The sequence below is a fragment of the Elusimicrobiota bacterium genome (assembly GCA_028718185.1).
Lineage (GTDB): Bacteria > Elusimicrobiota > UBA8919 > UBA8919 > UBA8919 > JAQUMH01.
Window position 1 is genome coordinate 100638 of record JAQUMH010000004.1, and the last position, 13216, is coordinate 113853.

11 protein-coding genes are annotated in these 13216 nt (G+C 32.9%); all 11 read right to left on the reverse strand.

What is annotated here, in order from left to right; translation table 11 throughout:
* Positions 1–107 precede the first annotated feature (107 nt).
* The 11 genes from PHE88_07115 to PHE88_07165 all read right to left on the reverse strand — a co-directional run bounded on the left by PHE88_07115 (position 108) and on the right by PHE88_07165 (position 13202).
* A complete protein-coding gene (locus tag PHE88_07115; GenBank protein MDD5687583.1) occupies positions 108–791 on the reverse strand; it encodes a GSU2403 family nucleotidyltransferase fold protein in 684 nt (227 codons plus the stop codon).
* Positions 772–1089, reverse strand: a complete 318-nt coding sequence (locus PHE88_07120; GenBank protein MDD5687584.1) for a hypothetical protein — start codon at positions 1087–1089, stop codon at positions 772–774. Before PHE88_07120 ends, PHE88_07115 begins: the two co-directional genes overlap by 20 nt.
* Before the next feature lie 227 nt (positions 1090–1316).
* On the reverse strand, positions 1317–2402 hold the full coding sequence (gene rsgA, locus PHE88_07125) for a ribosome small subunit-dependent GTPase A (GenBank protein ID MDD5687585.1): 1086 nt from the start codon (positions 2400–2402) through the stop codon (positions 1317–1319).
* A gap of 25 nt (positions 2403–2427) precedes the next feature.
* Positions 2428–3435: a uroporphyrinogen decarboxylase family protein gene (locus tag PHE88_07130; GenBank protein ID MDD5687586.1), complete on the reverse strand. Its 1008-nt coding sequence runs from the start codon at positions 3433–3435 to the stop codon at positions 2428–2430.
* Positions 3436–3468: 33 nt separating this feature from the next.
* A complete protein-coding gene (locus PHE88_07135; GenBank protein ID MDD5687587.1) occupies positions 3469–5268 on the reverse strand; it encodes a heparinase II/III family protein in 1800 nt (599 codons plus the stop codon).
* 12 nt (positions 5269–5280) lie between these two features.
* Positions 5281–6060, reverse strand: a complete 780-nt coding sequence (locus PHE88_07140; GenBank protein ID MDD5687588.1) for a Nif3-like dinuclear metal center hexameric protein — start codon at positions 6058–6060, stop codon at positions 5281–5283.
* Positions 6061–6125: 65 nt separating this feature from the next.
* Positions 6126–7157: a uroporphyrinogen decarboxylase family protein gene (locus PHE88_07145; protein MDD5687589.1), complete on the reverse strand. Its 1032-nt coding sequence runs from the start codon at positions 7155–7157 to the stop codon at positions 6126–6128.
* A 29-nt stretch (positions 7158–7186) separates the two neighbouring features.
* A complete protein-coding gene (locus tag PHE88_07150; protein ID MDD5687590.1) occupies positions 7187–9736 on the reverse strand; it encodes a CehA/McbA family metallohydrolase in 2550 nt (849 codons plus the stop codon).
* Positions 9737–9807: 71 nt separating this feature from the next.
* Positions 9808–11181, reverse strand: a complete 1374-nt coding sequence (locus PHE88_07155; protein ID MDD5687591.1) for a glycosyltransferase family 2 protein — start codon at positions 11179–11181, stop codon at positions 9808–9810.
* A 97-nt stretch (positions 11182–11278) separates the two neighbouring features.
* A complete protein-coding gene (locus PHE88_07160) occupies positions 11279–11626 on the reverse strand; it encodes a TraR/DksA family transcriptional regulator (protein MDD5687592.1) in 348 nt (115 codons plus the stop codon).
* Positions 11627–11747: 121 nt separating this feature from the next.
* Positions 11748–13202 carry an aminotransferase class I/II-fold pyridoxal phosphate-dependent enzyme gene (locus PHE88_07165; GenBank protein MDD5687593.1) on the reverse strand — a complete coding sequence of 485 codons (1455 nt, stop codon included), beginning with the start codon at positions 13200–13202 and terminating at the stop codon, positions 11748–11750.
* Between the last annotated feature and the right edge of the window lie 14 nt (positions 13203–13216).

Sequence of the window (13216 nt, forward strand, 5' to 3'; positions counted from 1 at the left end):
GGTTACAATTTGTGACCAGTTCATTTTTTTTATCTGTAGTTTCGTAATTTTCATTTCTCTTTACACTACATTGTAGTTTATTTATAATGTTTTGTAGTGTAAATATTTTATTTTGATAATATATCTAAAATATCAAATTCTTTTTCTTCTTCTAATACATTTAATATTCTTTTTTGCCATTTGACAGGAAGAGATATAAATATTTTTGTTACTTCGCTGGATTTGCCGTCTTTTATTAGGGACTTCAATATTTCGAAAGCAGCGGTTTTATCTTTTTCAGATTTTTCTTTTAACTGTCTTCTTTTAGCTATTATCAATTTATGCAAAGCAAAGTTTATAGGATGCGGCAGGGTGAGATGAAATTCTTCAAGTTTTACACGAATGGTGTTATCTGTTAATAAATCTAAAAACCTTAGAGTTTGTGCGTTCATTCCTAATTGCGGTAATGGGAAAGGTTTATTAATTCCCTTCCCTTTTTCCGGAACCAGAAGTTCAATTATTAAATCCGGATGCTGTAGTTTTATGTAACCTTTAGTTGCACTAAAGGTTACAACAAATCCTAAATCCTCCATGAGTTTTGGTATATCAGTTTTTCCCTTTATTTTTGAAGGGCTGGGAATTAAGAAATCAATATCTCTGGTTTTAAGAGATATGTTATAATCAACGTTGCTAAAATATTCTTTATAAAATGGAATGCACCAGCTACCAACAATTATAATATTTTCCAACAATCCGTTATTGTGTAAACGTCTTAAAATTTCAACACATAAATCATATTGCTTCTTTTCCACGAATTGCACCTCTTAAATATTTTATCTGTTTCTTAACTTGAGATAATAGATTCCTATATTTAGCTCTAAATATTTTTGCTTTTTCATGCTTTTTAATTATTTTTTCAGATAGTTTTCCTTTATAAATATCTTTAACTTTGTCTTTTACTCTTAATGCAAGATAATAGTACACATGTCCATGTATCTTTTTAGGTCTTAAGCTTCCCTTTGGTAATTTTCTTAGGGCATTTTCATACTCTCTTTTCATACGGATAGAGTTTCCCAATTCTTCTTTTAATAAAGCTTTTATAAACGGCATAATAATCAACTCCTATCTTTTCCTAAAACCAAAATACCCAACATTGACAAATATATTATATAATGTTGGGTAACAAAAGTCAATAATTACTATTACCCAACAATTAGCTAAATACATCTATTTGTTGGGTAAGAACTATTTATGAACTATAGAGTGCTGAATTGCTAAAAAAAAGTGAATAAATTGTTGTATTTATCTTGATTTTCATCATTTTTAGGTTTTTACATTTAAAACTCGTAATTTTTTTTGTGTTTTGTTATTTGTTTTGACAATTTGCTTATTTTTCTTTCAGTTATTATTTTTTCATTACGTGATTTTATCTTTTGTTTGCGAGACTCCAAGTAACTAATTTCTTTCTTTAATTTAAAATAACTATTAAATCGTTTGGAATCTAAGTCGCCTCTTTCTATTGCACTCTTAACAGCACATCCCGGTTCATCTTTATGCGAGCAATCCCTAAATCTGCAGTTAGCGACGAACTTTTCTAAGTCAGTGAAAGTATTTCCTAACGTGCCTTCATCTGTCCATATTTGAATTTCACGTAAACCGGGATTATCAACAACAATCCCGCCTCCGGGAAGAATTATTAATTCCCTACGAGTTGTTATATGTCTTCCACGACTATCACTTTCACGCACTGCACCAACTTTTAATCTTTCTTCACCAAGCAGACAATTAATTATTGTTGATTTACCTGCTCCTGAAGAACCTAAGAATGCTATGGTTTTTCCTTTTTTAATGTATTTCTTTAAACTTTCAATTCCTTTGCTATTCAAAGCACTTAAAGTATATACCGGAACTCCGAAAGAAATAGATTTTACTTCTGATATTTTTTCCTGAACATTAGAACATACGTCTGTTTTATTTAGCAAAACAACCTGTTTAGCATTACTATCATCTTTCACAAGTGCAAGGTAACGCTCGATACGTCTTAAGTTATAATCGCCGTCTAATCCGTTTACTAAAAACACAGTATCTATGTTAGCTACCAATACCTGCTCATCTGTAATACTACCGGCTATTTTTCTGGATAATTTACTAATCCTTGGAAGAATACCATCAATTATCGCTAAGTCGCCTTCCGGGGATAATCTTGCTACTACCCAATCACCAACAACAGGCAATTGACTTATTGATGTAGTGTCAAAACGATATTTTCCTGATATGCCCGCCTTAAATTCGCCAAAGCTACTATAAATCAAATATATTTCTCTTTGAGCTGTTGCTACCCTTGCCGGAAATATTTCCTTAGTTTTTATTTCATTAAAGTGATTCTCGAAAAATTCATTCCATCCTAATTCTTTCAAGTCCATTGCTTGTTTTTCCTTTGATACATTTTTATTTCCCTATTGTAGCATCAATAAGAGTAATTAAATTTTCTAAAGGCACATCTGATTGGAGCGTAATACCAGGTTCAAGTATATATCCACCACCTCTGCCCATTTCCCTTTTAAGTATTTTAACTTCATTTCTAATGTCTTCAGGTGTTCCATAAGGCAGAAGTTGTTGTGTTTTTAAACCACCGCAAAAAGTCAAACATTTTCCAAATTCCTTCTTAAGCTTAAAAATATCCATTGCTTCCGGTTGAATTGGATGAAGAATATCAAGTCCAATATCTATCATATCTCCTATGATAGGATAGATATTGCCACAACTATGGTGAAATACTATCCTGCCATTGCTTTTTGCAAATGTATATATTTCTTTAAGAAGAGGTTTTATGAATCTTCTCCAGTAGTCAGGTGACATCACGAGTGCTTTTTGTGTCCCATAGTCATCACTTATAAAAATTCCATCGAATTGAAACCTGTTAAACAAAATCTTCATTGTTTGTAAAATATAATCTGTTATACCCCGTAGGAGTTCCTCAACAAATTCCTGATTGAGAACAATATCCATAAGAATATTTTCCATGCCGCGCATAAATGTTGCACGTTCCCAGAGATCTCCAATAGGTACAACTGTGTAGTTGTTTTTGTTTTTCAGGCACCAATCCCCCATATTTTCAAAACGATATTCACTTGCAGGATTGGGAAATTCATAACTTGACAGATTTGGTTCCGGGCAACAGGGAATAATCGGGGTACCACGGTCAATTTTGCTTGTAGTCCATACAACCCCATATTCATCTTTGATTGTTTCACCGTAGTCTTCCGGGAAAGCATATAGTGGTTTTATTGATTTTAGTCCATTCATTCGAATTGGTAAATTAAGTTTTTCTTCAACAGGGACTCCATAATGTTTCTCTAATGCTATACGAATAGGAGGCGTGAACATGAAATTAAAAGGAACCATATCTGTTTCCCGGTGAGATAACGCTGTTTTTATCAAATCTCTATTTATCATAAGTTATATTAAGTATTTTAATAACCAAGACAATCATATCTGTTCATTTTTTGGTAGAATTCTCATTAATATTTTAATTTCCAATTCTTTTTTTAATGGCTGTTTTATGATGCAAGTTATTCTTTTCAAAGTTATTGGCTTAGAATTTTCCATAGATTCTTTTTTCAGTATTGTAATTGAAAACCTCAATCCCTTGGGTTCTTTTACCATTAATTCCAAAATATTTTCTTTACCCAAAATATGCACACTTGAACCATGTGATTTTACCGGCAAATAAGTAACCAAAGATTCTTCTATTTTTTTAGGTATTCTTTTGAACACAAAGGAATCTTTTAAAGACATAATATTGTTTTTATCCGGTTTTAATGTTAATATTCGTCTTAAAGATTTTATATTGGCAATATCATAAGCTTTTGCAAATTCAATAACAATTTGTTTTTCATTTTTGTCCGATTTAAATGAAAGTATTTTACCAAGATAATTTTTGCCGGTACCTTGTAATTGCCCGTCAATAACGGGAACACTATGCCCGAAAGAGTTAGCAAAAATGTTTTCATAACGCCGTGAAGTGAAATAATTTCGCGTATATAAACCACTACCGGGGTCACAAAGAAAAGTCTCCCCGTTAATATGTAAAATAAAACTGCCGATATCATTGTGATTATGATTCTCATTGTTGTTTCCTGCTTTGACTGCTAAAACACTACGGCCAATATTATTTATATTTACTATTGTTTTAACGATTTCTGTTTTAGGTAGAAAAGTATCATGAGGAATACAATATTTGGATGTTTTTTTACCATCCCACCATAGAATATTACGTAATGCTATAGGAAATTTAGACAAACCATATTCTAAGTTATTAAAGGTTGAAATAAGATTTATAAGTTGTTTTGATTTTGTTTGTTCAGCAAGTTTTGAAATAACTCCCGGTAAGAAATGAGAATTATTATAATCAGAAAAAGTGATAAAATTACCTGGAGATAAATTAGCATTAAAAGGGAATTCACTTATTTGTTTTATTTGATTTGAAGACAATAAATTTGTTTTTCCTTTTGTTCTTTTTTTTAAAAGTTCGGAAAAAATAACATAATACAATAAACCGTATTGCCAGTAATTTAGTCCTTCAGTCGTCCCACCATCTTTTTCAAAAGCTTTATCAATATATACCTTTAGACCTTCTAACACCATACCAATTCCTTTTGCTAATCTTTTTTCATCTTTTTCTAAATAAAGAAATACAGCACCAATACAACTGTTGCATACACTATTCCAGTTATTAGGACCTTTGTACCACCATAAATCTTTACTCTGGGTTAGGTAAGGAATAAATATTCTTGTATCTATTTCATTTTCAACTCTATTTATTATGTCCTTAGGTAAGTAACTCTCCATAATTTTAACAATCTCAGCCAACATGAGGGCTGTTTCTGCTGACGTAAGTCCAATCTTTTCAGGATGAGCAGGAATAGCCCATGTTGTTTCTTCGCATATACTGCATATATAATCACATATGTTATTCAATAAATCTTTTCTATTATAAAAGATAAAGTGTAAAACTGCCGCAGTAAGTTTTGTGCGTTTAAGATGATAAGGTTTTTCATAATCGCCCCGTTTATTAGTGGAAAAATATTTTTGAAATAAACCATACGAGGTTTGTGGAATATTTTCAATATCAATTAAATATTTTCCGGTTTCTTTTAGAATCATTTTAGCGGATAACGTTTTTTTTATTTCTCTTATATTTGCACGTTTTCCGTATATATCATCAAAAAGAAAATTAGAATTGTTTTTAGGTAATAACTGCATTTGTGGCGGGATTAATATTTTCATATATACATTCTCTTATTTTATTGAGCTGTATGGGAACGGAACATCTATATATTCAACGGGTATGTTTGGAAATATTTGTTTAAGATAACCTGCCATAGCTTGCATTCCAGGTTTTTCAGCAGTAGCATGATTAACTATCAAAAGCGGCATATCTAAATCTATGGACCAAAGCCCGCCATTCCAAGTGTTTATACCGTCATCTGTTGCAAGAATTGCATCAGGTTTTAGTTCAATCATATAAGGAAGATTTGTAATCGCTCCTGTACCAATAACCAAACGTTCAATCTTTTTCTTCCTGTCACCTAATATAAGAACTGTATCTTGTCCCAGAGGTTTTACTTTATTAAGGATTTTATTAGCAACTTCTTCCAATGTAATATTGCCCATTAAACAAGTCTTATAATATGACCTTAACTGTCGTTCTTCTGTTTCAAAACCAAGAAACTTACCCCAAGCATCAGGAATTCCAACTTCCGGCATGCGGTCCCAGGTATCATGACAACGTATTAGAGTAATGCCAAATTCATCAAGCAGTTTTTTCTTCTTATTAATAAGCTGATCACCTGTTACTGTACCTTGATAGGAAGTAAAAAATGCCGGTTCATGAGTGATAAACAGGTTAAGTCCCTTATCAGATGCCTGTTGTAAAGAAGCATTGGTTGGAATCCATGATGTTGCAATCCCTTTTACTTCCATATCCGGGTTCCCATGTAAAAACAAGTCACAAGTTTTGTCCCAGTGTACCCAAGTTCCAACTTTCTGAAAATGTTCCATAACTTCTTTTGCTTTCATATATTATAACCTCCTTAAAACATTAACAACTATTTATGTAAATTATTTATCATTATTAAAAAAAACTACCAATTAAGAACTATAACTCCTGTTTTAAAATTGTACTTTTCCAAATATTTTTTATTTAATCCAAGTATTACTATTTTATTTGATATGGCTGATTTTACAAGTAAATCCATATCATTTAAGTGAAGCTGGGAAGGTTGAATGGCAAATAAGTTTTTAGTTTCGCACATTGATTTAATGAAGATATCGCCTTTCCCGCAAAAATGAATACAACCACCGAATTCGTCAAGCAATTTCTGGTTATATGGTTTAACGAATTCATTATAATGCCCTTCAGATAACATCACTGCAGAATCATCCCTTATCAATATATTGCCTTTAACATAAAATTGCCAATGGGTTTTAATAATATCTTCTTTCCCTGTTAAACGAAGCCATTCTTTCATCCAAACAGAATAAGTTTTTGTAATTAATTCTAATAAGCTATGTACCACTTCGGGACAATCATATAATGCAAGAAAAATATCATGACCCCATAGAAGATGAGCTACATCAAAAGGTCCCTGCAAGTCAGGATGATAAATATCAATTGCTTCGTTCAATTTTGGATAATTTGATAATGTTTCTTTGTAGAAATCAAGTGTTTCAAAACATTTTTTGCCGAGTCCGTTTTTCAAATCAGGAATACCCTTGTCAATGAGTTTCTGGATTTCATCTCGACTTTCTAAATGATGGCTCCACGGAAGTGAGTTTTCTGTAAGTTGATATTTTGCACCTAATATAGATGGTAATATTACTGTTCCATAATGACAACGTATGTTTAAAGGATGATAATCTTTCAATTGATTATGTAAGAAAGGAAGTCTTAACTGATCAAGAAGCATTTTTGATTCATCAACAAAAATATCATTATATGGATAAACAGGCCAATCTTTATCATAAACTTTTGGAATATCATTACTAATATAGGGCAATTCTTCCACTTTTTCAAATTTAAATATTTTCCCACATATTTCCTTAGCTTTTTTTTGGTGTTCAAGGTCAACCGTTTTTTCAAATTTAGATAAATACTTTTCTAGTATCTGTTTCATTTATTTATATAATGTCTCCATTAAAACATTTAATGGTGTTCAGAATGATCATCTAATGGATTGTGATTATGAAAATGCCCCATTTGATGCATCCGATTGTGGAAACTACGGTAAATTGCAGTAAGTTTAAGTTTCATTCTTTTATAGATTTCAGTTTCTGCACGTGTTCCTACTGTATCCAAATAGGCAATAGCACCCTGAATTTGGTTTAGAATTGTTACAGCATCAGCAGCAGAAGAAAATTCAATTCCTTCAATATCAATCATTACAGGAGAAGAATGGGCTGCAATAATTTCTAGTTTGTCAGAATAATAACCCCGTACAAGTAAGGCAATCCATGAACTTTTTTTGATTTTTACTTCCCACTTTCCGCTATCACCATGCCCTCCGTGCAATTTAGAAGATTTACTTTCAATTATTTCACCGTTAACTATTAATTCTACTTTAGATATTGGCAATGTTACACTATCTACTTTCCATTCTACATTTACAGTTCCTCCGGTTCTTGCTATCTTTATTCGTGTTCCGGGTAAATTACCATCTACAGAAAACTCCATCAGAGGTCCTGCTGTAACAAAAGTATTGCCTTTTCTTATTGCTTTTTTCCATAATTCATATGTAAATTCTTCATCTTTACCAATATATGTATATGTGCGAATATTTCCTACAGCAGTATCCGCTTCCATTTTATCTGTTCCACCAACTATTGGAACCATTAATCCACAGTTTAAATATCTGTACCAATCTGAAAGTGAATACGGTCCAATTCCTCCTTTCAACTCAACTCCATCAGCGTTGCCACTGGTAATAACAGCAGCATTTTCTAATCTTGGAGAAGGAAAATGAGGAATAATAACTAATCCATCTTGTTTTTTACATTGTTCTGCCCATTCAGTTAAAAGTGCTTCTACCGGATCTCCCAAAGCTGACTCATCAGGTCCGCCCGTAGTCATAGGTGCAATTATATCACCTTCATATCCAAGTAAAGAAATATGTCCAAGAATATCTTGTCGATTCTCTGTCCCTACACGTACTAAATATTCGCCGTTGCCTCCGGTTTCTTTAGAACCGAATGTTGTTTTACCGTCAAAATCTCCAACATTCGTCATTAATTCTCCCCACTGACTTGCAAGAAGATTTACAATATTAACACCTTCAGATTCACCTTCAAGTAAAGCGGTTTTTGGAGAAAGAAAATGAACATGTGTATCTGCTGTAACCCATCCTTTTTCCCGCCACATTAACGCTTTTTCAATTTCAATTGTTATTTCATCAGTAGACGGCTGAATCTTTATTGTCTTTCTTACAGGTACGATTTCGAAACCTTTTGATATTTCAATATAAACATTTCCCAATGGTAAATCAACTACAGTTTTTCCGGTAATGTAAGTACAATAGTGGATTTTTTCGTTAACATAATCACAGCTATAGTCTTCAAACCATGAAGGATTAGGTATTCTATTTCTATCAATCGGAGCCAAGTATTCACCTGCTTCACCATGAATATGCAATCTTACAGGAACATACTTCTTACTGCCTTTTTCCACTACCTTTAATGTTACCCGTTGAGTTGCAGGAGTTACTACTTGTAAGACCATCTTCTGTTTTTCAATGTTTTTTAAAGGAATTACTTTTTCTCCGGATATATGAAAAACGGCATCAGGATGTGCAGTATATTCGATTAATACTTCTTGTTCAGATATTTCCGGGACAGAATTATTAGGTGTTCCTCTCCACGATTTATTTGGATATACCGGTTGTAATATAGCGGAGATTACCTGACCCATATCAAGTTTTACCTGTTCAAGCAATCCTTTATTATCTAAATCCGGCTTGAATTTCTCATTTTTGGGTAGTTTAAGAATTGCTTTTTTTCGTGATTGCCATCTTAATGGATTATCTGACGCTTCACCTGCAGAAATTGATGATAAAACAGTAATTCCGGACTTTGGTATAAATCGTATCGAAGCAATTTTTTTATTTAAATAAGGGTTCTTCCATGCATACAGCCAGTTCATCCATTTTTCATTAGTTAAATATCTTGTTCTTGTTTGAGACCATCCCCAACGATTAGATAATTGCTCATGATGAGGTCGTACCGGACACGGTTTAATGTGAGAAACAGATTCAAAACAATTTTCTCCCCACCTGCGAACAAACATATTTATCTGGTATCTTCTATTAATCGGTATTTTAAATTCAGTTCCATCAGAATAAACTACAATATAATCTGCAACATGTTCACCTAATCTTCCATCTCCTCCCATCGGCGAAATAAATCCATATTTGTTTTTTTTAAGAGGCATTATATCGGTAGTATGCAAGAATACCAGCCATTGTGTTTTCAAATCAACATCAATATTAATTTCTTTATCTTTTATCAAAATTACTTTATTTATATCAAACGGGATACCCCACGCAACGCATTTACCGGCAGGTGCATATTTTAGAGCTGATATCATTTCCTTTGATATCCCTGTTCCGTCTAAATTCTGCAGAGAAATATTTCCCTTGATATTAACTGAAGAAAATAATTTTGTACATGGACCGTCTTCACTGACAGGCACAATTACCTCCATATATAACCTTCAGGAATGTCATATCTTCTTGCAACTTTAGAATATATGACATTAAATATTTTAAATATTGATTAATTATTTTTATAAGATTGTACAAGAGAAGATACTACAAAATACACAAAACCAAACTGAAAAAGAAGAATAATAGGGATTAACATGTAGAGTCGTGTCATTATAATCAGATATAACAAGATTGTAAAATAAATTGCCATTGCAAATTCAATATAAAATATTAAACCATGTCGCGATTCTTTGGTTTTGATTTTTTTTAAAGAGTCCCGTGTTATTCCGTATTTAGGAGTTCTTACAAATTCAGTTTTATATCCATAAATGCCTTCAAGAACAAACTTTGAATTATTTACAGCAAGACCTATTCCGGCTGACATTAAAAACGGAAGATATTTTATTGAATCCCAGAAACTATAACCAAGTTCTTTTTGAGAGATATAATAAAAATATGCTATCGATAGAATGCTGAGTAAAAATATCGGCATATCAATCATAAAAATATCCCTGTGATTTGTATTTAATCTGACTAAAATCGCAGGTAACAAAACCATTGATATTATTGCTAAATACAAATGCCAGAAATTACTTGTTAGGTGAAATATTGCTTCAGCTTTTACCTTAAAAGGGGTTTTACTTTTTAATATTACACCAATTAATTTCTTCGCTACTTCTATAGTCCCTTTTGCCCATCTGCCTTGCTGAGTTTTAAACGCATTTACATCTACCGGAAGTTCCGCGGGAGTTACAACATCAGGAACAAAAATAAATTTCCAGCCTTTTAATTGTGCCCTATATGATAAATCCATATCTTCTGTTAGCGTATCACTCTGCCACCCGCCCGATTCTTCTATTGCTTTTTTTCGCCAAATCCCTGCTGTTCCGTTAAAATTAAAAAACCTGCCGGAACGATTTCTGGCAGTATGTTCTATTAAAAAATGCCCGTCTAATATTATTGCCTGTATTTTAGTCAAAAGCGAATATTTCCTGTTTGTATGCCCCCATCTTGCTTGTACCATACCGATGTTATCGCTTGAAAAATATGGCAGTAACTTTTTTAAAAAATCATATTTCGGAATAAAATCCGCATCAAATATAGCAATAAATTCACCGGTTGCGAGTGATAAACCGCTTTGTAACGCTCCGGCTTTATATCCTGTTCTATCATCTCTGTGAATGTATAGAATATTAAAACCTTCTTTTTTATATTTTTCAACAGATGTTTTCGCTATTTTTTGTGTTTCATCAGTAGAATCATCAAGAACCTGGATTTCCAGTTTTTCTTTCGGATAATCAAGTTTTACAATACTTTCTATTAAGCGGGATACAACATTTGGTTCGTTGTAAACAGGCAGTTGAATTGTTATTTTGTAGTATGGTTCTTCAAGAGGTTTTAGGAGAGGCACATCTTTTTTATACTTTTTATAAAAGTATATCAAAAGATATCTATGACCACCAAAAATTATAAGTCCTAGTAGAGATACAAAATATAGAAAAAGAAGAATATTATTTGTTGTTATTTTCTTGTCCTCTATTCTATTTTTTTTGTTCGTATTTTGGCTGACACTTTATGCAATATCTGGCATAAGGCATTGCTTCGAGTCTTTTATACGGGATTTTTGACGAACATCTTTCACAAACACCGTATTTGCCAACTTCTATTTTTCGCAAAGCTGATTCAATGAAATCAAGTAATTTCTTTTCATTATCAGTAAGTCCGAATATAAGTTCTTTCTCTTCACTTTCACCTGCTGCATCTATCTCATCACCAACATTATGCTCTTCTTTTAAGTCCTTTTGTTTTTTACCGTCAACAACTTTCAAAAGATCATTTTTCTTGGCGATGAGATTCTTTTTTAATTCACTTAATTCTTTAGCATTCATTTTATCCCCCTGACAATCGCGAATAATACATCACGAATTTAATCACGAATTTTTACGAATAAAACTGATGGCATTATTCTTAAATATTCGAGATGTTTGCTTTTATTCGTGTGTATTCGTGTTATTTTACAACCTTTACTGTCTTAAGTGCGTCTGTTTCCTGCCCGCTTACCCGTATATCATTTTTTGATAACTCGTAAAGATAATCGCATATTTCGCGGGTAATTCTTTCACCCGGAATTAGAATGGGAATTCCCGGAGGATACGGAGTAAGAGACTGGGCACTAATATGTCCTACTGCTTTATTTAACGGAACTCTTTTAGATTCTTTTGAAAGGAAAACATCTCTCGGAATCAATACCATTTCAGTTGTCAGAGATGGTAAATTCAGGTCCCAATTCTTTTTTGTTCCATGATGTTTTTTATCAATATCTTCAAGTGCTTTTACGAGTTTATTTACATCCGATTGTGTTGAACCGATCCCCATTATTGCAATAAGATTAAAAATATCGGCACAATCAACCTGAATATTATAATTTTCATTTAACAAATCTTCCACTTCTAAACCGCTAAGACCTGTCTTTGTTACATTAACCGTAAGTTTGGTTACATCTAAATCGTAGCCTCTTGACCTGATATCCTCGCGGGTAAAGCATGATAGATTTTTCAGCCGGTTAATCTTTTTTCTCCCGTATTCTGCCGAAGAAATAATTTGTCCTAAAAGTTTTTCACCGTGCATAACTGCCTGTCTTCTGGCGAGGTCAATCGATGAAAGAATAAGATAATTGGGACTTGTTGTTTGAAGCATTGAAACAACCTTTCTAACCCTGCTTACATCTATTCTGTCAGAATTAACGTGAAGAACTGAGCCCTGTGACATTGCAGATAAAATTTTATGAACTGATTGAACTACCATATCAGCACCGGATTCTACGGCTGATATAGGAAAATCCCTGTGAAACCTTAAATGAGGACCATGTGCCTCATCAACAAGCAGTAGTTTATTGTTTTTGTGACAGATATTTGCTATTTCCAAAAGATCACTTGTTACACCGTTGTAGGTTGGACTTGTAATAAAAACCGCTTTTGCTTCCGGGAACTTTTTGATTGCTTCTGCTATCTGATCCGGTTCAGCATCAAGAATAATATCAAGATTCTGATCTATCTGCGGTTGAAGCCATATAGGCCAAATGCCGGTTAATATTATCCCGCTTAAAACAGACTTGTGGAGGTTTCTGGAAAGAATGACAGAATCACCCGGTTTGCAAGCAGATAAAAACATCGCCTGGTTACCTACGGAAGAACCATTAACAAGAAAGAAAGAATGTTCAACCCCGTATGCCTTTGCCATTAATTCCTGTGCCTGTTTTATACATCCAGTTGTGTCATGTAAAGAATCAACTTCAGGGAAAACAGTTACATCAAAATAATATACATTTTTACCGGTAAAATCTAAAAGCTTTTTATCAATGCTCCTTCCATTTTTATGTCCCGGTGTGTGAAAGGAAATCATGCGTTTTTTTGCATGATTAAAAACAGTTTCAAATAAGGGCGCGCTTTCCTGGCTTCTTTTCATATTTTTCTAATTTT